The organism is Photobacterium sp. 270122K, assembly GCF_059941365.1.
This window is the reverse complement of sequence record NZ_JBPOEN010000011.1, coordinates 57,499-82,663: the sequence shown is the minus strand read 5'-3', so window position 1 is coordinate 82,663 and position 25,165 is coordinate 57,499. Positions and strand designations below refer to the sequence as shown.

General features: G+C 51.0%; 23 protein-coding genes. 8 read left to right on the top strand and 15 right to left on the bottom strand.

Features of this window, described 5'->3' with window-relative positions:
* The first annotated feature begins 155 nt into the window (after positions 1–155).
* Positions 156–1,190, top strand: a complete 1,035-nt coding sequence (locus ACSF8W_RS18685; protein ID WP_500848672.1) for an NADP(H)-dependent aldo-keto reductase — start codon at positions 156–158, stop codon at positions 1,188–1,190.
* 97 nt (positions 1,191–1,287) lie between these two features.
* On the opposite strand, the gene ACSF8W_RS18680 is transcribed toward ACSF8W_RS18685, so the two are convergent.
* The 5 genes from ACSF8W_RS18680 to recJ all read right to left on the bottom strand — a co-directional run bounded on the left by ACSF8W_RS18680 (position 1,288) and on the right by recJ (position 8,232).
* Positions 1,288–1,533, bottom strand: a complete 246-nt coding sequence (locus tag ACSF8W_RS18680; RefSeq protein ID WP_500848671.1) for a hypothetical protein — start codon at positions 1,531–1,533, stop codon at positions 1,288–1,290.
* A gap of 435 nt (positions 1,534–1,968) precedes the next feature.
* On the bottom strand, positions 1,969–3,303 hold the full coding sequence (locus ACSF8W_RS18675; protein ID WP_500848670.1) for a sigma-54-dependent transcriptional regulator: 1,335 nt from the start codon (positions 3,301–3,303) through the stop codon (positions 1,969–1,971).
* Positions 3,304–3,668: 365 nt separating this feature from the next.
* A complete protein-coding gene (gene lysS / locus ACSF8W_RS18670; RefSeq protein WP_500848669.1) occupies positions 3,669–5,177 on the bottom strand; it encodes a lysine--tRNA ligase in 1,509 nt (502 codons plus the stop codon).
* Positions 5,178–5,210: 33 nt separating this feature from the next.
* A protein-coding gene (gene prfB / locus ACSF8W_RS18665) for a peptide chain release factor 2 (protein WP_500848668.1) occupies positions 5,211–6,309 on the bottom strand; the annotation gives its coding sequence in 2 pieces (ribosomal slippage) (positions 5,211–6,233 and positions 6,235–6,309; 1,098 coding nt in all).
* A gap of 198 nt (positions 6,310–6,507) precedes the next feature.
* Positions 6,508–8,232 carry a single-stranded-DNA-specific exonuclease RecJ gene (recJ, locus tag ACSF8W_RS18660; RefSeq protein WP_500848667.1) on the bottom strand — a complete coding sequence of 575 codons (1,725 nt, stop codon included), beginning with the start codon at positions 8,230–8,232 and terminating at the stop codon, positions 6,508–6,510.
* A gap of 157 nt (positions 8,233–8,389) precedes the next feature.
* Between recJ and ACSF8W_RS18655 the strand changes: the two genes are divergently transcribed.
* Entirely contained in the window at positions 8,390–8,533 is a 144-nt protein-coding gene (locus ACSF8W_RS18655; protein ID WP_500848666.1) for a hypothetical protein, read from the top strand.
* Here ACSF8W_RS18655 and dsbC read toward each other — a convergent pair.
* Positions 8,530–9,252: a bifunctional protein-disulfide isomerase/oxidoreductase DsbC gene (dsbC, locus tag ACSF8W_RS18650; protein ID WP_500848665.1), complete on the bottom strand. Its 723-nt coding sequence runs from the start codon at positions 9,250–9,252 to the stop codon at positions 8,530–8,532. The genes ACSF8W_RS18655 and dsbC overlap by 4 nt on opposite strands.
* Positions 9,253–9,466: 214 nt before the next feature.
* The gene (gene xerD, locus ACSF8W_RS18645) at positions 9,467–10,363 is read right to left on the bottom strand and encodes a site-specific tyrosine recombinase XerD (protein WP_500848759.1); all 897 of its coding nucleotides are present in this window, start codon (positions 10,361–10,363) and stop codon (positions 9,467–9,469) included.
* Positions 10,364–10,604: 241 nt separating this feature from the next.
* Here xerD and fldB point away from each other — a divergent pair, with 241 nt between their 5' ends.
* A complete protein-coding gene (gene fldB, locus ACSF8W_RS18640) occupies positions 10,605–11,123 on the top strand; it encodes a flavodoxin FldB (RefSeq protein WP_500848664.1) in 519 nt (172 codons plus the stop codon).
* Between the two features lie 98 nt (positions 11,124–11,221).
* On the opposite strand, the gene brnQ is transcribed toward fldB, so the two are convergent.
* The gene (gene brnQ, locus ACSF8W_RS18635; RefSeq protein WP_500848663.1) at positions 11,222–12,538 is read right to left on the bottom strand and encodes a branched-chain amino acid transport system II carrier protein; all 1,317 of its coding nucleotides are present in this window, start codon (positions 12,536–12,538) and stop codon (positions 11,222–11,224) included.
* A 447-nt stretch (positions 12,539–12,985) separates the two neighbouring features.
* Between brnQ and ACSF8W_RS18630 the strand changes: the two genes are divergently transcribed.
* On the top strand, positions 12,986–13,705 hold the full coding sequence (locus ACSF8W_RS18630; RefSeq protein WP_500848662.1) for a tRNA1(Val) (adenine(37)-N6)-methyltransferase: 720 nt from the start codon (positions 12,986–12,988) through the stop codon (positions 13,703–13,705).
* A gap of 172 nt (positions 13,706–13,877) precedes the next feature.
* Complete coding sequence (srmB, locus tag ACSF8W_RS18625; protein ID WP_500848661.1) at positions 13,878–15,098, top strand: ATP-dependent RNA helicase SrmB; 1,221 nt, start codon at positions 13,878–13,880, stop codon at positions 15,096–15,098.
* Between the two features lie 122 nt (positions 15,099–15,220).
* Here srmB and yaaA read toward each other — a convergent pair whose 3' ends face one another.
* Both yaaA and ACSF8W_RS18615 read right to left on the bottom strand, forming a co-directional pair.
* On the bottom strand, positions 15,221–15,997 hold the full coding sequence (gene yaaA, locus ACSF8W_RS18620; RefSeq protein ID WP_500848660.1) for a peroxide stress protein YaaA: 777 nt from the start codon (positions 15,995–15,997) through the stop codon (positions 15,221–15,223).
* Positions 15,998–16,105: 108 nt separating this feature from the next.
* Entirely contained in the window at positions 16,106–17,542 is a 1,437-nt protein-coding gene (locus ACSF8W_RS18615) for an alanine/glycine:cation symporter family protein (protein WP_500848659.1), read from the bottom strand.
* Between the two features lie 572 nt (positions 17,543–18,114).
* On the opposite strand from ACSF8W_RS18615, the gene ACSF8W_RS18610 reads away from it, so the two are divergent.
* A complete protein-coding gene (locus ACSF8W_RS18610; protein ID WP_500848658.1) occupies positions 18,115–18,297 on the top strand; it encodes a DUF3545 family protein in 183 nt (60 codons plus the stop codon).
* 87 nt (positions 18,298–18,384) lie between these two features.
* Here ACSF8W_RS18610 and ACSF8W_RS18605 read toward each other — a convergent pair whose 3' ends face one another.
* The 3 genes from ACSF8W_RS18605 to nfo form a co-directional block, all read right to left on the bottom strand.
* On the bottom strand, positions 18,385–18,978 hold the full coding sequence (locus ACSF8W_RS18605) for a hemerythrin domain-containing protein (RefSeq protein WP_500848657.1): 594 nt from the start codon (positions 18,976–18,978) through the stop codon (positions 18,385–18,387).
* Between the two features lie 79 nt (positions 18,979–19,057).
* Positions 19,058–19,738 (bottom strand): uracil-DNA glycosylase, encoded by a 681-nt coding sequence (ung, locus tag ACSF8W_RS18600; protein WP_500848656.1) that lies wholly within the window; start codon positions 19,736–19,738, stop codon positions 19,058–19,060.
* Between the two features lie 20 nt (positions 19,739–19,758).
* Positions 19,759–20,607: a deoxyribonuclease IV gene (gene nfo, locus ACSF8W_RS18595; protein ID WP_500848655.1), complete on the bottom strand. Its 849-nt coding sequence runs from the start codon at positions 20,605–20,607 to the stop codon at positions 19,759–19,761.
* A 359-nt stretch (positions 20,608–20,966) separates the two neighbouring features.
* Here nfo and grcA point away from each other — a divergent pair, with 359 nt between their 5' ends.
* Both grcA and ACSF8W_RS18585 read left to right on the top strand, forming a co-directional pair.
* Positions 20,967–21,344 carry an autonomous glycyl radical cofactor GrcA gene (gene grcA / locus ACSF8W_RS18590; RefSeq protein WP_500848654.1) on the top strand — a complete coding sequence of 126 codons (378 nt, stop codon included), beginning with the start codon at positions 20,967–20,969 and terminating at the stop codon, positions 21,342–21,344.
* A gap of 234 nt (positions 21,345–21,578) precedes the next feature.
* Positions 21,579–22,781: a dicarboxylate/amino acid:cation symporter gene (locus ACSF8W_RS18585; protein WP_500848653.1), complete on the top strand. Its 1,203-nt coding sequence runs from the start codon at positions 21,579–21,581 to the stop codon at positions 22,779–22,781.
* Positions 22,782–22,914: 133 nt separating this feature from the next.
* Here the strand turns inward: ACSF8W_RS18585 and thrC are convergent, their stop codons facing one another.
* Entirely contained in the window at positions 22,915–24,207 is a 1,293-nt protein-coding gene (gene thrC, locus ACSF8W_RS18580; RefSeq protein ID WP_500848652.1) for a threonine synthase, read from the bottom strand.
* A gap of 1 nt (position 24,208) precedes the next feature.
* Positions 24,209–25,165: a homoserine kinase gene (gene thrB, locus ACSF8W_RS18575; protein ID WP_500848651.1), complete on the bottom strand. Its 957-nt coding sequence runs from the start codon at positions 25,163–25,165 to the stop codon at positions 24,209–24,211.

Below are 25,165 nucleotides of genomic sequence, written 5' to 3'. Positions count from 1 at the left end.
CCGTTACCCTGATGAACAATAACTGATTTTAACTATTGGTCAGTTCCTCTCAGTCGGCAAGTTCCCCCAACGAAAACCCAGCTTCTCAGTAAGGCGGCATCACGTTATAGTCAAATCATGGCTTATCGGTTACGCACGCCGTCCAAGGAGGACTCATGCACTATCACACGATCCCGAATACCCATCTGGAAGTCAGCAAAATTTGTCTTGGCACCATGACGTTTGGTGAGCAAAACACCGAGAAAGACGCCCACAGCCAACTCGATTTGGCCCTTGAACGCGGCGTTAACTTCATTGATACCGCAGAAATGTACCCCGTACCGCCCAAGGCGGACACGCAAGGCCTCACCGAGCGCTATATTGGCAATTGGCTGAAAAAAACCGGCCGTCGTGACAAAGTCATTCTCGCTACCAAAGTCGCGGGACCACGCAGCTTGCCGTATATTCGGCCTGATATGGCGCTTGATCGCCGCAACATTCATGATGCGGTCGAAACCAGCCTTGAGCGCTTACAAACCGACTACATCGACCTGTATCAATTGCATTGGCCACAGCGGGAAACCAATTGCTTTGGTCAACTCAACTACACCGCAAAAGACGATCAGTCCGGCGTCACACTCAATGATTCCCTCGATGCTCTGGCAGAACTCGTGCGGGCGGGCAAAGTGCGCTATATCGGCCTGTCTAATGAAACCCCTTGGGGGGTAATGTCGTTTTTGAAATTGGCGGAAAAGCATGATTTACCGCGAGTCGTGACCATTCAGAATCCGTATAACTTGCTAAACCGCAGTTTTGAAGTGGGCCTGTCTGAGATCAGCCATCAGGAAGGGGTCGAGCTGTTGGCCTATTCACCGCTGGCGTTTGGTGCTCTCAGTGGCAAATACCTGCAAGGGGCACGTCCCGCCGGAGCGCGCTGTACCTTGTTTGAACGTTTCTCTCGCTACTTCAACCCGCAAGGTATCGCGGCGACACAAGCGTACGTCGATGTGGCGCATAAACACGGCCTCGATCCCGCGCAAATGGCGCTGGCGTTTGTTAACCAACGGCCGTTTGTTGCCAGCAACATTATTGGGGCGACCACCCTGGATCAACTGGAGGCCAATATTGCCAGTATCGATCTCCACCTGAGCGAAGAGGTAATGACCGATTTGCACGCGGTGGGCGTGCAATACTCCAATCCCTGCCCATAAGCCGTTACGGATCGAGTAAGACAAAAAAGCCCCCGTCACAGAACGGGGGCTTTTGATTTTCTCGCTACCCCCTGCCGTCATACAACAGGGGGACCGATTACGTCAGTAATCGTGGCCGGTGTAAGCGTCTAAGGTGACGTACCTTGCGGCTGGCCGGGGTAGACAATCGATCGCTGGCAATGCGTGAGTCTCGGTCAATACCAATATCATTCAGCAAGTGGGCTGAAAGATGCGGTAAATTAACCTGAACTCGGCGATACTGCTGACGCCAGTGGGTATCTTCACGCTGAAGATCCAGTTGAACAAAAAAAACGGCAAGTCGTAAATAGACTGATTGGCGCATGGTCATGCTCTCCTAATAAATTTAACTAAATTCAGGACGCAGGACTGCCGTATCAGGCTGACAACATAAGTAAGACTTAACTAGCCGCGACAGTACTCCGCGGCCTATTTACACAGCAATTAACGCATACGTTAATGGTGTGAATACGTTACCGTATCATCGGAAAAACAGGTCAATGTCAGGCGTTTATCTAGCATGATGTGTTCCTCCAATAACAGGGGGTTGATATGAGAATGAAGGTTCATTTTAATAGTCCGCAGTGAAAAAACAACCGCCTAACACATTGAAAATGAGGAAAACCATATTGTGCTGATGACAAAGAGAGCAAGCGGGAGACGATGACATAATTCTCTCCCTATCGCTAAATTTCAGTGTAAGTGCTGACTTCACGAAAAGAAAAGCCAGCGGCGGTGACCGTTGCCATCAGGCATGCCGCTAGCTTTGTCGAAAATGACGCGGCGGCGGTACCAAATCATGTTTATTGAGTAAGCGGTACATGGTCGCGCGCGATACCCCCAGCTCTCTGGCGGCCGCTGAGATCTGCCCTTTGTTATTTTCCAACACCGCCAATAATGCCCCCCGCTCTGATTCTTCACGGATGGTTTTCAAGCTCTGGCGATCATCGTTAATACGCGGCAAATCAAAATGCTCTACATCCAGCACTTTACTGTCAGCCAACAAAATAGCCCGTTTGATCTGACCCACCAATTCCCGCACATTGCCTGGCCATGAATACCCCATCAACAGCTGACTGGCTTTCGCGGACAACTGCTTGACCGGACTGTTGTACTGACGGGCAAATTTGAGCAAGAGATATTCCGCCAACAATTGAATGTCTCCGCCGCGCTCACGCAGTGCAGGCACGGTTAAATGGAACGTATTCAAGCGGTAATAAAGATCATCACGTAAGGTGCCCGCTTCCAGCAGATCATCCAGTGAATAGCGGGTGGAGACGATTAAACGTACGTTAGGGCGAATAGCGCGGCCACACGTGGTGGTGAAGGCGTCACTTTCAAGAAGGCGTAAAATATCTTGCTGGCAGGTATCGTCTAACAAGGCGATTTCATCTAAGAACAATACCCCGTTTTCTGCCGCCGAAAAACAACACTGCGCTTGGTTATCGGGTAACACCGGCACGCACCAATCGGACTCAACGTCGTCACAATTAACAGTGATAAAGGCGGACTTCGCACGAGTAGAAGCCTGATGGATCGCTTGCGCGACCAGCTCTTTTCCGGTGCCAATTTCCCCCAGCACCAACACAGGCATATCGGTCATGGCAAGCCGCTTCACCTGGTGCTGCAGCTTTTGCATCGCCGGTTGTTCACCCTGTAAACCATGCTGGCCAAACTGTCCCAACTCGGGCCACACCCGCCGTTCTAATTGCAGCATCCCCAGCTGATGACCGATGGTTTTCAGTAACTGAGACTCAGGCACCGGAATCGTAAAGTAGTCGACGCAAAAATTCACAATGAATTGGCAGATCGCATCATTACAGAGCTGATCTTCACGCACTAAGGCGAGCCAACGGGCCTGCTTATTACGATTCACCACGCCGGCGATCCCTTGCAGGCTGAAGTTATCCCGGGTGACATCCACCACCCCAATACATGGGCCGGTTTCCAACAACAAGCGATCGGCAGCACGTAGATCCAGACTGCGATGGCACTGCCACCCCGCTTTTTCTAAGGCAGGCAGCCACGTACACGCACCGTCACCTAACACCACCAGTGTTCCCAGTACTGGGCTATTTGTTTTCACCATATTCATCCAACTACTATCTCTTGCCAATACCCCTTGCAAGATTGGCAACGGGCCATAGCAACCAACTACGGTAAGGATTCCATATTCATGCCTTTGATCATATGTTGCATGATCATTTAAATGCAACTTGTTTACTATCAAAATTATAGCGAGTCATGCTATGTCAAAAAAAACATGCGACAGAGGTGAAAACAACACATTCTCATACTACGCTTGCCTTTTTGGTTGCGACCCATCGCACGAATACGTGTAACGCGCATTGCCTCGCTTCATGCGCGTTTATCCTCATGCCATGAGACACAGACAACAAACCGTGAACAACAGGCAAAAAAAAACCACTCCGAAGAGTGGTTTTTTCATCACAAAAGCCGTTAGCCGTTGTTCTGTGGGCGCATTGCCGGGAACAGAATGACGTCACGGATAGTGTGCGTATTGGTAAATAGCATCGCCAAACGGTCGATACCGATACCTTGACCCGCTGTTGGCGGTAGGCCGTGCTCAAGTGCCGTGATGTAGTCGCCGTCGTAGTACATGGCTTCATCATCACCCGCATCTTTCGCGTTCATCTGTGCTTTGAAACGCTGATCTTGATCTTGCGAGTCATTCAGCTCAGAGAAGCCGTTTGCCACTTCACGGCCGCCAATGAAGAACTCAAAGCGGTCTGTGATGAAGGCATTGTTGTCATTACGACGTGCCAATGGCGAGATATCGGCTGGGTATTCAGTGATGAACGTTGGCTGCATCAATTTCGGCTCAGCGGTTTCACCAAAGATTTCTTCCAGAAGCTGACCACAGGTCCAGAACTTCTCAACGTAGATGTCCAAGCTGCGTGCGATGTTCGCCATGTGCTCACGATCAGCAACAAGGTCGTACGTTAGCGCTTGAATGTCAGCGTGCTCAGGGTTGTAGTGTTTGATCGCATCTAGCATGCTCATACGCGCGTACTGACCGCCGAATTCAACGGTGTGCTCGCCGTAAGGCATTGAAGAGCTACCCAATACTTCAACGGCAACAGTGCGTAGCATGTCTTCCGTCAGATCCATCAGATCGTTGTAATCCGCGTACGCCATGTAGAATTCAATCATGGTGAATTCAGGGTTGTGACGCGGAGACAGGCCTTCGTTACGGAAGTTACGGTTGATTTCGAACACACGCTCAAAACCACCCACAACCAAACGCTTCAGGTATAGCTCAGGCGCGATACGCAGGAACATTTCCTGATCCAACGCGTTGTGATGCGTGATGAATGGACGTGCAGACGCACCACCCGGGATCACTTGCATCATTGGCGTTTCCACTTCCATGAAGTCTTTTGACTCCATGTAACGGCGGATCGCTGAAATCAGCTTTGAACGGATCTTAAAGGCATTACGTGAATCTTCATTCACGATCAAATCAACGTAACGCTGACGGTAACGCATTTCCTGATCGGTCAAACCGTGGAATTTTTCAGGTAGCGGACGCAATGCTTTGGTCAGTAGCTCGTACTGTTCCATGTTCACGTACAGGTCGCCTTTGCCTGATTTGTGCAACGCACCTTTAATACCGATGATGTCACCGATATCCAGACCTGAGTATTTTTCTTTCAGTTCGCCCTGAACCGCTTTGTCAGCGTAAGCCTGAATGCGACCAGACACGTCTTGGATAGCAAGGAATGGACCACGTTTAGCCATGATACGGCCCGCGATAGCCACTACGTGACCCGCTTCTTCCAGTTCTTCTTTGCTCAATTCACCGAATTTAGCCTGAAGATCGCCCGCTAAGCTGTCGCGACGGAAATCATTCGGATGGCCGTTTGCTTTACAGTTCTCGCGAATCATATCCAGTTTCGCGCGACGCTCAGCAATCAGCTTATTCTCATCTAGTAATTGATCAGTCATGGGTTAACCCTTACATGTTTAAACCAGTGTCGGTTACAGACCTGATTTCAGGCTGGCTTCAATAAAACGGTCTAAGTCGCCGTCCAGTACTGCTTGGGTGTTACGATTCTCCACCCCAGTACGTAAATCTTTAATGCGAGAGTCATCCAGTACGTAAGAACGGATCTGGCTACCCCAACCAATGTCAGACTTCGAGTCTTCGTTGGCTTGCTTCTCAGCATTTTGCTTTTGCATCTCAAGCTCGAACAGTTTTGCTTTCAACTGCTTCATCGCTTGGTCTTTGTTCTTGTGCTGAGAACGGTCGTTCTGACACTGTACTACCGTGTTGGTCGGGACGTGAGTAATACGTACCGCCGATTCGGTGGTGTTAACGTGCTGACCACCCGCGCCTGAGGCACGGTATACATCGATACGCAGATCAGAAGGATTGATCTCGATATTGATGTTGTCATCCACTTCAGGGTAGATAAAGACAGATGCAAATGAGGTATGACGACGACCGCCTGAGTCGAACGGTGATTTACGCACAAGACGGTGTACACCGGTCTCGGTACGTAGCCAGCCGTATGCGTACTCACCCGCAATACGTACTGTGACCGATTTCAGACCTGCTACATCACCTTCAGACACTTCAATCACTTCCGTTTTGAAGCCTTTGGCGTCAGCCCAACGCAAGTACATGCGCAGCATCATTGACGTCCAGTCTTGCGCTTCAGTACCACCTGAACCCGCTTGAAGGTCGATATAACAATCAGAAGCGTCGTGATCGCCAGAGAACATACGACGGAACTCAAGCTTCGCCAGCTTCGCTTCAAGCTCAGCCAGTTCAGGTTCGATCTCGTCAAACGTTTCTTGGTCTTCTTCTTCTACCGCTAGTTCAAGCAGGCCTTCAACGTCTTCAACGCCTTGGTCTAGCTGATCAATGGTATCGACAATCGCTTCCAGGGCAGAACGTTCTTTACCCAGCGCTTGGGCGCGCTCAGGTTCGTTCCACACATCAGGTTGCTCTAATTCTGCGTTTACCTCTTCTAGACGCTCTTTCTTAGCATCATAGTCAAAGGTACCCCCTAAGGATATCAGTACGCGCTGACACATCCTCAAGTCGGTTTTTAATAGGATTAATCTCGAACATTGCCACTCTTCATAGCCGAAATGGACATAACCGAAGGATTCTATCGAATTGTAGATAGAATATACAGGGGGGAAGAAAGGGAATCTGTGAATTTATTTTCTAAGCCCAGTCACAGAAACAGCGTGGTGGCGGGGTTGCAATGCACGGTTTGCTCTGCTTACGGCCGAACAAACCGTGCCACTGATGACAGTGTAGGGGTTACAGGGCGGCCATGTGTTCGACCATCAACTGCAAGCTACTGTTGCCTCTAAATTCATTGACATCAAGACGATAGACTAACTCGACCTGCTGCACGGAGGCATCCGGCCAGCGGCGTAAATCAATATTAAACGCAATGGCATCAATCACACTGCCGCCGTGAACGGGCTCCAGCATCATCTTCAGGTGCTTGCCCCCCACCAGCTTTTGATGCAACAGGCGGAACTGGCCATCAAACATCGGCTCAGGAAATTGTTGTCCCCACGGGCCACCCGCGCGCAACAACTCTGCGGTAGGCATGCTCAGCTCTTGTGGCTGCAATTCGCCATCGGTCAGCAGCACGCCTTTCAGCGCTGCTTCATCCAACTCGTTACGTACCGCCGCATCAAACGCTTTGCTAAACGCTTCAAGCTGAGCGTCCTGAATGGTTAAGCCGGCCGCCATGGCGTGGCCACCAAACTTTAGGATCATGCCCGGGTTTTGGGTGTCGATCAGATCCAACACATCCCGCATATGCAAACCGGGGATCGAGCGGCATGAGCCTTTTACTTCCCCACTGCCCGCATCGGCAAACGCAATCACCGGGCGGTGATAACGCTCTTTAATGCGTGACGCCAAAATACCGATCACCCCTTGGTGCCAGTCACGCTGGAACAACACCAAGCCATACGGCATGTCTTGCTGGTTAAATTTCAATCGTTCACAAATCGCCAAGGCTTCTTCTTTCATGCCTTGTTCGATTTCCTTGCGGGTCTGGTTAAGTGCATCCAGCTCGGTCGCCATACGGCGGGCGGCCTGAATGTTGTCACACAATAGCAACTCGACCCCGAACGACATGTCATCCAATCGCCCAGCGGCATTGATACGCGGGCCCAGAGCAAAGCCCAAATCACTCGCGACCAGCTTGGCCGGATCGCGGTTCGCCACTTCAATCAGCGCACGGATCCCCGGACGGCATTTACCGGCACGGATACGCTGCAAGCCTTGGTGCACCAAAATACGGTTGTTGCCATCTAAGGCCACCACATCCGCCACGGTACCCAATGCCACCAAGTCCAACAACTCGGCCAAGTTTGGCTCACTGATCCCCTGCTCACTGAACCAATTGCTCTGGCGCAACGTCGCACGCAAAGCCAGCATCAGATAAAACGCCACACCGACCCCACAGAGGGATTTGGATGGGAAGTCACAAGCATGCAGGTTCGGATTCACCATCGCATCCGCCTCCGGCAAGGTATCACCCGGCAAGTGGTGATCGGTCACCAACACTTGGATACCCTTGGCTTTCGCCGCCGCCACACCCGCAATCGACGACACGCCGTTATCCACCGTCATGATCATCTCTGCACCACGGGCAGCAGCTTGCTCCACCACCTCGGGGCTTAAACCATAACCGTCATCAAACCGGTTTGGCACCAAATAATCGACATTGCGGCACCCCAGCATACGCAGCGCCAACACCGACAAGGCAGAACTGGTGGCGCCATCGGCATCAAAATCCCCGACCACGATAATGCGGCGTTGTTCGGCTAGCGCTTGTACCAACAAATCCACCGCTGGCTGAATGCCAAACAGTTGATCATAGCCCAGCAGCCCACGGGCACCGCGCTCAAGCTCCGCCTCGCAGGTGATCCCGCGACTGGCATAAATCCGCTGTAATAACGGCGGGGTGGCATCAGTAAACTGGCTGGTGTCCGCCTCAGGGCGGCGTTTTATTTCAATCATGGGACACGTCTGCTGGCAGAGAGGAGAAAAGAAAAATCACTATATACCCACGTTATCACAAGATGACGGATTGAGCATGCCACAGATAGCGAACGCCACCGACATTCTGTCACAGGGATTAACGGTTCACGGGGATTAACGGTCGAAGAGCAACACGGTGGCGCAACAAGGGGCACTCAAGGAGGATAAAAATGGCGGCGCAGAAACGCAACAGCCCGAGCACGCACGGGCTAACGTGTGTGTCGGGCTGTTTAACGGTTATCGCATCACGGCTACACCGCCGTGGTGGTCAACGTCTTAACTGCGGCTGTCGAGCATCTTACGCAGCATGGCTGCAGGCTGGTAGCCCGGCAGCATCGTACCGTCTTCCAGTACCAACGCCGGTGTACCGGATACGCCCATGGCCACGCCCAAATCATACTGCTGCATGATCATGTCATCCTGCTTCGGACCGCTTTGATCAAACGTACCACTCTTCGCATCATGCATCGCTTTCACGCGATCTTTGGCTCCCCAAATCGCGCTCATTTCGCTGAAGTTACGCGAGTTTTTACCGCCACGAGGGAACGCCAAGTAACGGATGGTGATGCCGGCATCGTTGTATGCCTGCATTTCGTTATGCAGCTTACGGCAGTAACCACAGCTGGTGTCAGTAAACACCGTCACCACGTATTTTTCATCTTTGGCAGGATAGACGATCATCTCATCTTCCATCCCTTTCAGCTTATCTTTGTTCAGCTTCGCCATTTTTTGCTCAGTCAGGTTCACAGGCTGTGCCCCATCTTCGCTCTTGAACAGATTACCCGCCAAGAAATAGCTCGCGTCATCGTTCATGTACAAAATGCCACGGTCAGTCACGACTTCGTTTAAGCCAGATACCGGTGACGCGCTGATTTCGACAGACTTCAGACCCAGGCTGCTCAATTTGTTATTGATTGCCGCTTCATCCGGTTTTGCCGAAGCGGTAAAAGCTGTCATTGCCACAGCGGTTGCAAGTAACGTACGGCCCAAAAAGCGCATTAACTTTTCCTTTCACTAAATAGATAAACACAAATGTATCAGACAAGGCATGGCCGTCTTCGACGTACCGATCAGCGTCCACTTAGAAATATGACCCTGAGAGTACAAAATAATTTCAGCACGCCCTAAATATCTCATCACTGGAGTATAACCAATCTCACAATAACGGGACTAGTATCACGCTTTACAACATTTTATGCGTGCTTTGTGTGCGCTACGCGCGAGGGTGATGCGTCTGATGCAGTTGCTTCAATCGCTCGGTCGCCACATGGGTGTAAATTTGCGTGGTCGACAAATCGCTGTGGCCCAACAACATTTGCACCACGCGAAGATCTGCCCCGTAATTAAGTAAGTGGGTGGCAAAGGCATGGCGCATCACGTGCGGGGATAAGCTATCACTGTCGATACCCGCAATGACCGCATAATGTTTGATACGGTGCCAAAACGTCTGGCGTGTCATCTGCTGGGCACGCTTACTCGGGAACACCACGTCAGAGGTTTTTTCACCCAATAACGCGGGGCGGCCATGCTGAATAAATTGCTCAATCCAATCGATGGCATTTTCCCCCATCGGCACCAAGCGCTCTTTGTCCCCTTTACCCGTCACGCGTACCACGCCCTGACGCAAGCTGACATTCTCCATCGTCAGGCTCACCAACTCCGTCACACGCAAGCCCGTCGCGTATAACAGCTCCAGCATGGCTTTGTCGCGTAACTCTACCGGATCGTTCAAGTCCGGCGCATCCAACAGCGCCCATACCTGCTCTTCAGTGATATCTTTCGGCAAACGCTTGGGTAACTTCGGGCTGATCAACAACGCGCTGGGATCATCCAAACGCATTTTTTCCCGATACAGGTATTGAAACAGGCGGCGGATCGCCGACAACATGCGCGCACGCGACGTCTGCTTGTAATCGGCATCATGCAGCCATTGTTGATACCGCTGAAGATCATCCACACTGACCGTTTCCAGACGGGCTCCCTGCTCGCCCACCCACACTTGCAGCTTTTTAAGATCATTGCGGTAAGAGGTCAGGGTATTTTCCGATAACCCGCGCTCCATCCACATTGCATCGAGAAAACGCTCGATGATCACTTCATCATTTTCCACTACTACCTCAAGGAAATACGGCCCATTTTCGGCGCAGTCGCCATCAAACACATGGATATATAAACAGTACTGCAATGGTAGTCGATTTACCGCTAAATGTAACCGCTCAACCCCGCATAGACCGATAATTATCCTTATCAACAGCAAAACCCCCGCCCTGCACAGGGAAAGGTGGTGAAAGATAGCCGTGCGATAGGTAATATGCTCTCCATCATTCTCCGTAACATATTGGACACGCAGCATGAAGATTGGCTTATTTTATGGCTCAACCACCTGTTATACCGAAATGGCCGCGGAAAAAATCCGCGCCTGCATCGGTGGCGAGCTGGTCGAGATCCACAATATTAAAGAGGCAGAGCTCACTGCCATGAATCAGTACGATATGCTGATTTTAGGTATCTCCACATGGGATTTCGGTGAACTGCAAGAAGATTGGGAAAGCGTGTGGGAACAGCTGGACGGGCTGAGCCTGAACGGGAAAACCGTGGCGCTGTTTGGCCTGGGCGATCAAGAAGGCTATACCGAGTGGTTCTTGGATGCGATGGGTATGCTGCACGATAAGCTGTTGCCAACAGGTGCACAATTTGTCGGTTACTGGCCAAACGAAGGCTACGAGTTTGAAGCCTCTAAAGCCCTGACGGAAGACGGGGAGTTCTTTGTCGGCCTGGCGCTGGATGAAGACAGCCAGTACGAACTGAGTGACGATCGCATCACCGCGTGGTGTGAGCAGATCTTAACGGAATACAGTGAGTCGTTGTAAACACTGACTGACCCTGTCTTTTGGCTCTTTCGGCCAAAACAAAAGAGGGATGCCCATGGGCATCCCTCTTTTTTATTCTTCACTTGCTGATTGAACCATTACGCCGTTTGGCTTTTTTGTTCAACCGACTTTGCTGTTTTTGCACCCATGATACAGGTGATCACAAGCGCAATCGCCGTTGGCATCAACCATGCCATGCCGTAATCAAACAGTGGGATGATTTCAAACGCATGGACGTTAAATCCTGCCACCTTCGCCGCATCAATCATGCTGAATGACAATGCCACCAACAGTACCACACGGTAAGACAACGTTGGGTTTGGCAACCAGCGACGGATGAAGGTCAAGATAACCAATGCCATCGCAATCGGGTACAGCGCAAACAACGCAGGTAGTGACAGAGTGATCAACTGGTTCAAACCTACGTTGGCTACCACACAGCACGCCACTGACAAGGCAACGGCCCACTGCTCGTACGTAATACGCGTTAGGGTTGAGAAGTAATCCGCACACGCACTGATCAAACCAACCACCGTGGTCAAACACGCCAGTAGTACAATCAAAGACAGAATGATTTGACCAGCAGGGCCAAACAATGCCGCTACGTAAATCGCCAGAATGTCACCGCCGTTTGCCGCATTCGCTGCGATGTTCACACTGGTTGCGCCGAGGTAGAACAAAGAAACGTAGACGAATGTCAAACCGGCTGCTGCAATCAGACCTGCGTAAATCAGGTATTTACGGGTCGCAGTCTCGTCGGTCACGCCTTTGCTGCGTACCGCATCCACAATCACCATACCGAACAGTAGCGCAGCCACTGCATCTAGCGTGTTGTAACCTTCAACGAAACCTTTCAGGAAAGGCATGTCAATGTAATCACCCTTCGCCGCCGCAATCGCATCTTGCGGGTCCATAACTACCGCTACCGCCAGCACAATCAGTGCAAGGAACAAGATAGGTGTCAGGAACTTACCCACCATGTCGACAAGGTTGCCGCGTGAGCGAGACAGGAACATAGCAATAGCAAAAAAGACGATAGAGAAAAGCGTTAAGCTAAGCTGCCCTGCATTATCAATGAACGGTTTTACCCCCATTTCATACGCAACCAAACCGGCACGTGGCGCTGCAAATGCAGGACCGATCACGATGAAAATCATCACGGCGAGGAACGTGGCCACTTTCGATGGCAAATCACGCGTCATACCCTGCCAGCCACCGGCAACCGCTACCGCAATAATAGCAACCAACGGCAAGGTAACACCCGTAGACAGGAAACCCAGCATACCGGAAAGTAAATGATCACCAGCAAGCTGGCCTGCTTGTGGCGGGAAAATGATATTACCGGCCCCAAGGAAGAACGCGAAAGTCATGAAACCTAACGCAAGGATGTCTGTTACTTTGAGTGATTTTTTCAAACTTCACCTTCCACTCTGAATTGTTGATGTGTCTGCAACTGTTTTTTAATTATTCATTCCCTTGACCACAAAAAACGAAAAGCTGAATGTGACCTCGTTCACAGCATAATGACGAAAAAGCACTCAATAAGCAACCATTCAGCCAAAAACACCACGATCTTTGGATTGCCCATTAAAAAACCAGCATTTACAACCAAAATAAGCAAACCAATCAGAACTTAAACCCAAAAAACCAAAACTATCAAAAAGATAAAAAACAGCGTTAATCTCTTTTTAACAGTTATTTAACAACAAATACGTCTGAGGATTATTTTTGGCTGTGGCTTCCCTCTGGTTAACCGTCTCTGTTTCACTGCGTTTTTTGGCTTTTCTTGCTGATAATCTGCCCTGTGCGTAAACCGATTAGGTATAATTCACGGGCAAATTTGTATCGGTTTCGGAGTGACAATGGCAAAAGGTTTCACATTTAAGCAATTCCACGTCAACGATCATGGGTGTGGGATGCCGGTTAGCACCGACGGCGTGTTGCTAGGGGCGTGGGCCACGTTGGATCCCCGAGGGCCGATGTTAGACATTGGGTGTGGCAGTGGGTTATTGGCATTGATGATCGCCCAGCGCACGCACGTTGACGCGCCCGCCGCTATTACAGCAATCGATATTGATGCCGGTGCCGTGGCCGCCGCAACGTTGAATTTTGCCGCCTCACCGTGGGCTGAGCGCTTACAGGCGCAGCATGCGGATCTGGCGGCATGGACGGCACAACAACCGGCAGCGACCTTTCACAGCATTGTGTGTAATCCGCCTTACTTTAATAACGGTGAACAAGCGCACTGTCAGGCGCGCGCCACTGCCCGCCATACCGACAGTTTGTCTCATGCCACTTTATTAGCCAGCCTCTCTCGCTTGCTCAGTAAACACGGCACAGCCAGCCTGATTTTACCGGTGTATGAAGGCCAGCAGCTGATAGCGGCCGCAGCCGATCATCAGCTGTATTGCACTCAGCTGTGTGAGGTACGCAGCACGGCGACCAAGCCCGCAAGCCGCTTACTGATCGCCTTGTCGCGCTCCCCGCAAACCTGCGAACACAGCACACTCACGATCCATGAGTCTGGCAGCTACTCCGCCCACTTTACGGCGCTAACCCAAGATTTCTATCTTAAGATGTAAGCAAGGTGGCAAGCGCCGTTGCCGCCTTAGCAAAGTTTTTATACTTTTATCGGTGATAGTTGCGGCAATTATCTCTATAATGCCGCCCCTTATATATACAGCCTGAAACCGGCAACACCTATTTTGCCCGGCGTAACGGGTGATCAGCCTTATTCCCGAGGAGAATTGACTGGTGAGAGACTTTTCCGAATTAGAATTAGATAGCGAGCTACTTCAAGCCATTGAAGAAATCGGCTATGACCGTCCAACAGCTGTACAGGCAGAGGCGATCCCTCATGCCCTAGAAGGCCGTGACGTATTGGCATCCGCTCCTACCGGTACCGGAAAAACTGCCGCGTTTCTTTTGCCGATGCTTCAGCACCTGCAGGATTTCCCGCGCAAAAAACCGGGGCCTGCACGTGTACTTGTGCTAACCCCAACCCGTGAGTTAGCGATCCAGGTTGCCGATCACGCACGCGCACTGGCGAAATACACCCAGCAGAAGATTTTCACCATCACTGGCGGGATCTCTTATGATGAACACGCTGAGTTGCTAGGCAAAACCCAAGACATCGTCGTGGCAACGCCAGGTCGTTTGATGGAATACATCGAATCTGAGCGTTTTGATTGCCGTGCGATCGAATGTCTGATCCTTGATGAAGCCGACCGTATGCTGGATATGGGCTTCGCTAAGATTGTTGAACGAATCAACAAAGAATGTCGCTGGCGCCGTCAGAGCTTGCTGTTCTCAGCAACGCTGGAAGGTAAAGGGGTACGTGATTTCTCGACCACGATTTTGAATGAGCCGGTGGAAGTGAATGCCGAGCCTGCACGTCGTGAACGTAAGAAGATCCACCAGTACTACCACCGTTGTGACACCATGGATCACAAACTGGCGCTACTGGAAAGCATCCTTAAAACAGATGCTGAACGTACTATTATCTTTGTCAAAACCCGTGAGCGTCTGGCCACACTGCGTGACCAACTAGCAGCAATGCAAATTCCATGCTGCTGGATCCAAGGTGAAATGGCTCAAGTATCACGTAACAACACCATTCGTCGTTTCCGTGACGGTGAAATCAATATCATGATCGCGACCGATGTTGCGGCCCGTGGTATCGATTTGCCGGATGTGAGCCACGTGATCAACTTCGACATGCCACGTACGGCAGATGTGTACCTGCACCGTATCGGCCGTACCGCCCGTGCGGGTAAGAAAGGCACCGCTGTGGCGTTGATCGAAGCACATGACCAAAGCATGATTGAACGTGTCGGTCGCTACATGAAAGAAGAAGTGCCAGAGCGCTTCATCGAAGGGTTGCGTCCTGCTCACAAAAAATCGAGCGTTGTGAAGAAGAAAAAGAAAAAAGATCCAAAGAAAAAAAGCGCTGTGAAGAAAAAAGCGAAGAAGTAATCGCCAACGCTAACAACGCAAACGGGCTGGTATCACCAGCCCGTTTTTTTATCTGTCATTCCGCCTGTCTCAGCGTTTTCAGCTATTTCAGCAATCTTCAGCGACGTCACCGAGACAGAGACTTACGCTTGCTCTTCGCGTTTAAACACCAACTCGGTCGCGGTCGACTCTGCAGGCACAAAGTAGTAACCCGCCACATCAAATGCCTGAATGCCTTCGACGTTTTCAATCTGATTTTCAATCAAGTAACGCGCCATCATGCCTCGGGCTTTCTTGGCATAAAAACTGATCACTTTGTAGGTGCCGTTCTTCGCGTCTTTGAACACGGGCGTGATGATTTTCCCAGCTAACTTCTTCGGCTTCACCGCTTTGAAATACTCGTTCGAGGCCAGGTTCACTAACACGTCATCACCCTGCTCGGCCAACGCCACATTGAGCTTATCGGTAATGATATCGCCCCAGAACTGGTACAAATTCGCGCCACGCGGGTTGGCCAGCTTGGTGCCCATTTCCAACCGGTAAGGCTGCATCAAATCCAACGGACGCAACAGGCCATACAGCCCAGACAGCATGCGGAAATGCTGCTGTGCATACACAAAATCCGCCTCGCTCAGCGTTTCTGCCGCTAACCCGGTGTACACGTCACCTTTGAACGCCAGAATCGCCTGACGGGCATTGTCAGGGGTGAAATCTGGGTGCCACTCGGCAAAACGGGCCGCGTTCAAGCCAGCAATTTTGTCGCTGACTTTCATCAAACTGGCAATGTCGACCGGCGTCAGTTCGCGGCATACCTCAATCAGTGCCGCCGAATGGGCTGTCAGCTCTGGCTGGGTGTACGTGGACGTCGCTAACGGCGACTCATAATCCAAGGTTTTGGCGGGTGAAACCACGATCAACATACAATCTTCCTTCTAAAATACGTCAGCAAAAGGGTAACAGCATCGTAAAAAAAAACCACGCGATATTCGCGTGGTCTTAGCTATCAATGCTATCTGTTTAACCGATGATCAGGCTTTGTCTTTCGCAGAGCGATCCCAAATGCCTTCTTCCAGTTGCGCGTGCAACTCTGGATAATCATTACTATCAAACGTCGGCACTTTGCCCATTTTTAGCTGGGCGTTGTAATCTTTCGCCAGCTTCACCGCCGTGCCCGACAACAACACAATGGCCACCAAGTTGATCAGCGCCATCATGCCCATCGACACATCGGCCATCGCCCACACCGTCGGCAAGTCAGCCAGTGCGCCGAACATCACCATTCCCAGCACAATAAAGCGGAACACGTTCAGGCCTGCTTTGTGGTTATGTTCCAAGAACAACAGGTTAGTTTCAGCATACGAATAGTTCGCCACCAGCGAGGTAAAGGCAAAGAAGAAAATCGCCACCGCGATGAACACTTCCCCCCACCCGCCAACTTGTGCACTCAAGGCACGCTGTGTCAGTTCGATACCGGTAATTTCACTGTGCGGCACGTATTCGCCCGACATCAAAATGATCGCCACAGTGGCTGAACAGATCACGATGGTGTCCATGAACACGCCCAGCATCTGCACATAGCCTTGTGAGGCAGGGTGCGGCGGATACGGCGTAGCAGAAGCCGCCGCATTCGGCGCCGAGCCCATACCGGCTTCGTTTGAGAACAAACCGCGTTTTAGGCCGTTGATCATACCTTGCGCAATGGTGTAACCCAGAGCGCCCGAAGCCGCTTCTTCCAAACCAAAGGCACTGCGGAAAATCATGCCCAAGACATCGGGCAGTTTTTCTAGATTGGTGAACACGATGAACAGGGCTAACACCAAGTAACACAGCGCCATCGCGGGCACTAAAATTTCAGCGGTACGGGCCACGGCGCGTAGCCCACCAAAAATAATCGTACCGGTCATCAGCACCAACACGATACCCACGTACATCGGGTTCCAGCCGAACGCGACGTTCATGGCTTGCGTGATGGAGTTCGCTTGTACCGAGTTAAACACCAAGCCAAACGCGATGATCAAGAAGATGGAAAACACCACCCCCATCCAGCGCATACCCAGGCCTTTTTCCATGTAATACGCGGGACCACCACGGTAGTTCCCTTCATCATCACGGGTTTTATACAGCTGCGCGAGCGCACTTTCGGCAAACGCCGTCGCCATCCCCAGCATGGCAATCAGCCACATCCAGAAAATGGCACCAGGGCCACCGAGTGTCAGTGCAACGGCCACCCCGGCCATGTTGCCGGTACCCACGCGGGCAGCCAGGCTGGTACACAATGCCTGAAAGGAAGAGATCCCAGCACTGTCTGATTTTCGGCTATTCTTCATCACGCTAAACATGTGGCCAAAATGGCGAAACTGGATGAAGCCCAAGCGACAGGTAAAGAACACGCCGACACCGATCAATACGTAGATCAGGACCGATCCCCATAACAGATCGTTCAAAAAATTAATCTGGCTTGACACGTCTACCCCTTTAGAATCAATCAAAAGCTGAATGCCTGGTGGATTCAACCCAACGACAAACAAACAGGGAAATGCTGCAATGCCACCGGTCAATGGGCTATTACGGCCTGTGACACGCGCAACCGGTAAGTACTACAACCTTAGTTTTATTATGTGGTAAATGACAGCGGCAGAGAGATGCGAAATGCAGAACCGCCTACTACAGCTACGATGTTATCGAAGTGTCACTGAGTACGCCTCACGCTTAACGAGAAGGTCGTATCAGGCTGATCATCACTGTAGATGGCAGACGATCATGCAAACTTAGCCTGCAAAAATCAATATCCCACTTAAGAATAATGCGCCATTCCCCTTCACGCCCTCTTAGGTGCCTACAAAAGCAGCTTGATTGATGATTTATAAGCGCCCTTCACCGCCGCAAGCTGGTCATTCTTTAATCAGTCTCTCGTATTCCTCGCGCCATGACACATAAAATTTTCATCAATAAGCAACAAATGCGAAACACGTCAATTTTATGGTGGGGCAGACTGTGATATTTAAATACCGAGCGATGATTAATGATGAGGTGCTCTATGGACAGCTATGCATTCGATGATATTCTCGCAACAGACATGCCCAGCCGTGGCTCGCGCAGTAAGCCTGTAAAACGTAAATGGCGCGAGATTGAAGCGTTAAAAGACAGACAACGACTCCGTCGTGAACTGGCCGATATTGATATCTTCAGGGACGCACCCGATAACGATATTGACTTCTGACACTTTCGCTTTGGGCGGGTAAAGTAAAGAGCCGACATACTGCCGGCTCTTTCTCTTTTCGGTCAATGCATCACTCGCGCAACGGTATTACGAGTGCAAACGTGCAGCCAAATTGCGATAGCGTTCAGACACTTGCTGCCCAAACAGCGGGTCACCACCGCACTCTTCGTACAGATCGGAGACTGCCAGCCAATCGCGTTCCGTAAAACGCTCTCGAATTTGCGGGATAATCTGGCGCTCTTCAAACTCTAAATGTGCCCTTTGCCGTTCAACAAACGTGGTGAGTTTCTCCGCAAACAAATCCAATGGGATCACCGCATCCATCAAAATCATCTCTACGGTATCGGCAAATTCACGGGTTAACCCAGCCAACTCCTCATGTTCACGTTCAAGGCTCTCTAACTGGCCGTTCTGATCAGCATAATGCGCTTGGTAATAATGGTAGAGCACATCTTCCTTCGGATGATGACAGCGTTCCGCATGGTGCTGCAGATACTCCACCGTGTCTTTGATCAGGGTGTAATCCACTTCTTTCCCCTGCTCAATCGCGACCAGTTTCTGCTGTAGCAACCGAAGCAACCGACCGATGTAGCCATGCTCGGTATGAATGTCATCCAATATCATTGCCCTTACCTCCCAGTGATTATTGCTATCCTTATCACTGGAAGTATATGCCTGCATTGAATATCACGCCTTGATCTTGGTTATTAAAGCAACAACTAACGCACAAAAAACACACAGCGCGTATCATGCGATCACATTACGCGATATTGTCTAACATCCAATCCACAGGTGGTTTATTCATCTTCTCTAGCAAAGCATTCGCCTGTGAAAAGTGACCACAACCGAAGAACCCTCGGTAAGCAGACAGCGGCGACGGGTGCGCCGAATGCAATACATGGTGACGAGTAAGGTCTATTTGCTTGCCTTTCTTCTGAGCGTGCGCGCCCCACAATAAAAAGACCACGCCGTCACAGTATTGATTCACCGCCGCAATCAATCGATCGGTCAATGTCTCCCAACCGATTTTCGCGTGCGAGTGCGCCTTACCCTGCTCAACCGTTAAGACGGTGTTGAGCAGCAACACGCCTTGCTCAGCCCACGGCTGTAAATACCCGTGGTTCGGCACGATGAAGCCGGGAATGTCATTGACCAGCTCTTTATACATGTTGGCCAACGACGGCGGTACTTTCACACCTGGGCGAACCGAGAAACTCAGACCGTGGGCTTGATCCGGGCCGTGGTACGGGTCTTGCCCGAGGATCACCACTTTCACCTGCTCCAGCGGCGTACTGTCTAAGGCACTGAACACATCCGCTTGAGGCGGATAAATATTTTTGCCGGCCGCACGTTCACCTGCCACATAGGTTTCAATGTGTTGAAAATACGGTTCGGCGCGTTCTGTCTGTAAGATGGTGTGCCATGTAACGGAAGACGGCATGACTTGCTCCTTGTACTGGCTTATTTCGCCGGAATAAAACTGCGCAGTGTGGTGATTTCCTGCTGCCACAAATCCGGATCAATGGTTTCTAAGACCAACGGCATATTATCAAAACGCGTGTCTTGCATCAGGTAGCGGAAACAATCCAGACCAATCTCCCCCTGCCCCAAGCTGTGGTGACGGTCAAGGTGGCTACCCAACTTGCCTTTTGAGTCGTTCAGGTGCATCGCACGCAGGTACTGCATACCCACGATCTGATCAAATTCCGCAAAGGTCTTATCCGTCGCATCTTCAGTACGCAAGTCATAACCCGCCGCAAACGTGTGGCAGGTATCAATACAGATCCCGACACGCGATTTGTCTTCGACTTGTTCAATGATGCTGGCCAAGTGCTCAAAGCGCCACCCCATATTACTGCCCTGACCGGCGGTGTTTTCAATCACGGCCACCACATCCGGCACCGCGGCATGCGCCAAGTTGATGGATTCAGCAATCAACGACAAACACGCTTGTTCACTGATCTTCTTCAAATGGCTGCCAGGGTGGAAGTTCAGCAAGGTCAAACCCAGTTGCTGACAACGCTCCATCTCATCAATAAATGCCGCGCGGGATTTTTCCAGTTTGTCGGTTTCCGGCGCGCCGAGGTTAATCAAGTAAGAGTCGTGCGGCAAAATCGCTTCCGGCCCAAACCCGAACAACTGACAGCATGCTTTGAATTTGTTGATCACATCTTGCTCAAGGGGTTTGGCCACCCACTGACGCTGATTTTTGGTAAACAGGGCAAAGGCATTCGCCCCGATCTGTCGTGCGTTCTCTGGGGACTTGTGGACTCCGCCTGCGGCAGAAACGTGCGCGCCAATAAGTTTCATGATGACTTTTTTTCCTATGCAATGACGTCTTTTTAGCTGTTCTTTACCAACGTCTTTCACTACAAAATGGCATCGTACAATGCCCATAACATCAGCCTTTGCGGCTTTTTTACTCATCAATTTGATGTAATTTTACTACATTTGATCCATTCAACTATTTTTTAATTGATAAAATATTAGAATTAAACCCATAAAAGTGAGGCTTAGTTGACCTAGCTCAATAAAACAGCCCTAAACTTTTTAAGGTTTTTTGTTGTAATTTGATCTAAATCAATACACAATCAGCGCCAACGAGATATATAATACAAAGCTCGACAAAAAAATCGAAAAATTTACTACATCCTCTAAAGGAGAAAGTCATGATCACCGGTATTCAAATTACTAAAGCCGCTAACGACAACCTACTTAATTCTATCTGGCTACTAGATAGCGAAACTAACGAAGCGCGCTGTGTTGCAGCTTCTGCAGGTTTCGAAGCGGACCAAGTTATCCCAGCAGCAGACCTTGGCGAATACGAAAGCCGTGAAGTGGCAATCGAAGCTCCTGCTAAAATCGAAGGCGGTCAGCACCTAAACGTGAACGTGCTTAAGCGCGAAACGTTGGAAGATGCAGCTAAGCACCCAGAAAAGTACCCACAGCTGACTATCCGTGTATCTGGCTACGCAGTACGTTTCAACTCACTGACTGTTGAACAGCAGCGTGACGTTATCGCACGTACTTTCACTAACAGCCTGTAATTTTACCGACTGCTAGCATGAAAACGGCATCATTGATGCCGTTTTTTTATGCCTGAAACACCCCTAACGCCCCTGTCACAAAGCGCCCACCTTGCACATTAAACCACCAAACACTCACTTTTTTTAAGCCCTTTACCCTATAACCACCGCCTTTTTTGGCATACCTCGCCAAGAAATGATAAAACACCGCTCGCTTTGATACTGACTAATCAAACCTATCAATAGGAATTGGTGATGAAACTGATTTTAAAACTCATTGCAGGCATTCTGGCCGGTATTGTCTTTGGCCTCTTTGCTCCCGATGTGCTGGTGCAGATCCTCATAACCATGAAGGCGCTGATCAGCCAACTGATTGGCTTCACCATTCCGTTATTGATTCTGTTCTTTGTCACCAGCGGGATCGCCAACTTGCCAAAGAATTCGGGCAAGCTACTGGGTCGCACCGTTGGCCTCAGCTATTTGTCCACCATGGGCGCAGGCGCGATGGCTTACTTGGTTGCCAGCCATGTCTTACCCCCTTTGCTGCACGGCGGTGCCGAGATCAGCAATGTGGCGCGCGTATTGCCACCACTGGTGGATTTGAAAATCCCCCCAATCATGGACGTGATGAGCGCCTTGACCGTCGCCTTTATCTTCGGCTTGGGGATCAGCGCGACCAACAGCGAACAATTGCGTAAGATCAGCGATGAAGGTCGTAACATCATTGAGCTGTTCCTTGCCAAGATCATTGTACCGTCATTGCCGTTTTACATTTCGGGCGTCTTTGCCGATATGACGGTAAAAGGCACAGTCTTTGCGACCTTGCAAACCTTCACCTTGGTATTGGTATTGATCGTGGTTCTGCACTGGTTATGGCTCAGCCTGCAATTTATCAGTACGGGCGCATTAGTCGGACGCTCACCATGGGGCTTGCTGAAAACCATGATGCCTGCGTACGTAACGGCGTTGGGTACCATGTCCTCTGCGGCCAGCTTACCCGTGACGCTGCGTCAGACTCTGGACAATGGCGTGCGTAAACCCATTGCGAACTTTGTCGTGCCACTGTGTGCCAACATTCATATGTCAGGTTCGGCGATCAGTATTACCACCGTGTGTGTCGCTGTGTTACTGGTGTCAGGTAACGCAACCGTGCCGAATTTCATTGATGCCCTGCCGTTCATTGCGATGTTGGGTGTCACCATGGTCGCCGCGCCGGGTGCACCAGGCGGTGCCGTGATGGCTGCCGTTGGCCTATTGGGTTCCATGATGGGCTTTACCGAAGCGATGATCGGCCTGCAAATCGCGCTGCACCTGGCGCAAGACGGCTTTGGTACCGCGTGTAACATTACCGGTGATGGCGCGTTGGCGATGTGGGTCGACAAGTACGCCGGTGAAGAAGTGCATGATGACGAAGCCGATGACGCGGTACTGAATACCGCCGATAAGCAAACCGCCTAACGCACTTTTGCCGTTAAGCGAACCGGCGTCAAGACCGCACACAAAACAGAAAGACAAACAAAAGGGGGGAGCCAAATTGGCTCCCCCCTTTTTTATCTACGCACGCATTTTATCTACGCGCTAACAACTGCATTTATTGCGCGTCGCGCAGCACTTGCTTGATTTGCGCGAAATCATTGTCACGCTCAAGGGACAACAATGGCATCGCATTGTGCTTCGCCAAAGGGCCGGGTAGCGGAATATCTTTATTCAAGATGTCATCGACCACATCTTTGAACTTGGCCGGATGCGCCGTACACAGGAACAAGCCGGTTTCGCCCTCTGCCAATTGTTCATTCAGCACGCGATAAGCAATGGCACCGTGGGGTTCACACAGATAGCCCGCTGCATCCATCTCACGCAATGTCTCCGCTGTTTGCTCATCCGTCACGGCACCGTAGCCCAAGGTATCCAAGCCCCAGCCCTGCAAGCGGCACAGCTCTTCAATACGCGGCCAGTTGTTCGGCTGACTCACATCCATGGCATTAGAAATGGTCGGCACGGTCGGTGCAGGCGTCCACTCCCCGGTTTGCAAGTAACGTGGCACCGTATCGTTCACATTGGTCGCAGCAATAAAACGTTTCACCGGCAAGCCAATCGCTTTGGCCAGCAAACCCGCGGTTAAGTTACCAAAGTTACCGCTCGGTACCGCAATCACGAGATCGTTGCGTTTTGCTTTTGGCAGTTGGGCGACTGCCTCAAAGTAGTAACAGATCTGCGCCATCAAGCGGCTGATATTAATAGAGTTTGCCGAGTTCAGACCAATCTCTTCACGCAACGTGACATCATCAAAGGCATTTTTCACCAAGGCCTGACAGTCATCAAACGTGCCATTGACGGCCACGGTGGTGATGTTCCCGCCCAAGGTGCAGAACATTTTTTCCTGCAACGGGCTGATCTTACCTTTCGGGTACAAAATCACGACCTTAATGTTATCCATACCGTAAAACGCATGGGCCACCGCCGCACCGGTATCGCCGGATGTCGCGGTCAAAATGGTGATCTTGCCATCACGCTCAGACACCGCCATCAGCGACTGTGCCATGAAGCGGCCACCGAAATCTTTAAACGCCAGTGTCGGGCCATGGAACAATTCAAGGGCGTACACGCCGTCTTTCACTTGGGCGATAGGCGCCGGAAATTGGAAAGCGGTATCGACCATCTGGGCAACGGTTTCTGTGGTTAGCTCTTCGCCAATGAATGCGGATAAAATCTTGCTGCTGCGGGCGACAAAATCCATCTCCAGCAACGCATCGATATCCTCACCATGACCCAAAACAGGCAGAGTTTCAGGGAAAAACAGCCCTTGCTGGCGGCCTAAGCCCTGACGGACCGCTTGGCCAAACGACACCTGCTCTTGGTGATCTTTTAGGTTGTATAAATTCATGCTACAGCTCACTTCCTGTTACTTTTGATCCCTGACTGTCTAAACGACAGACATGGACGAATCCTTCATCATTCTGAACATAATGATCTTGCAACCATCGTGCAATACGTTTCGCCACATCCAGATCATCACACACACTGAACAGGGTCGGTCCTGATCCAGAGATCCCACTGGCTAATGCCCCAGCGTCCAGCGCATACTGCCGCGCATCGGCAAAGCCGGGCAACAAACGCTCACGGTACGGTTCAGCGACCACATCTTTGATCATTTTTGCTGCCAGCGCCGGTTGCTGCGAATGACAGGCATGAATGAAGCCGCCTAAATAGCGACCATGGGCGATCACATCCTGACGACGGTATTGCGAAGGCAAAATCGCGCGCGCTTCTGCGGTCGGCACTTTGATCCCCGGATACGCCATGACCCAGTACCAATTATCAAAACACGGCACAGGCTGACTGATGATCCCCAATTCTTCCACCATGAACTGCAAACCGCCCAAGTAACATGGGGCGACATTGTCATAATGCAAACTGCCGGAGATCTCCGCTTCCATCTCTCCCATCAGGGCCAACAGTTGCACCTCATCCAACGGGTGATCATGAAAACGGTTTAATGCATCCAACGCCGCCACAATCGAACATGCACTGGAGCCGAGTCCGGAGCCAATCGGCATGTTCTTTTCCAGCGTCATCGCAATTGGCTGAACGGCTTGCCCCTGCTTGTCCAGCTCTCGGGCAAACACCTGCCAACAGCGGTACACAATGTTCTCTTCCGCTTGGGCCGGCAGTTTATCGACAAAACGGCCCACACAGTTCAAGGTAAATGGCTGATCGCCGGCGGCCACGCGCACGCGATCACCCAGCAAGGTGCCATCAATCGGCGATACCGCCGCGCCCAGCACATCAAACCCAACACTGACGTTGCCAATCGACGCTGGCGCATACACTACAACACTCAT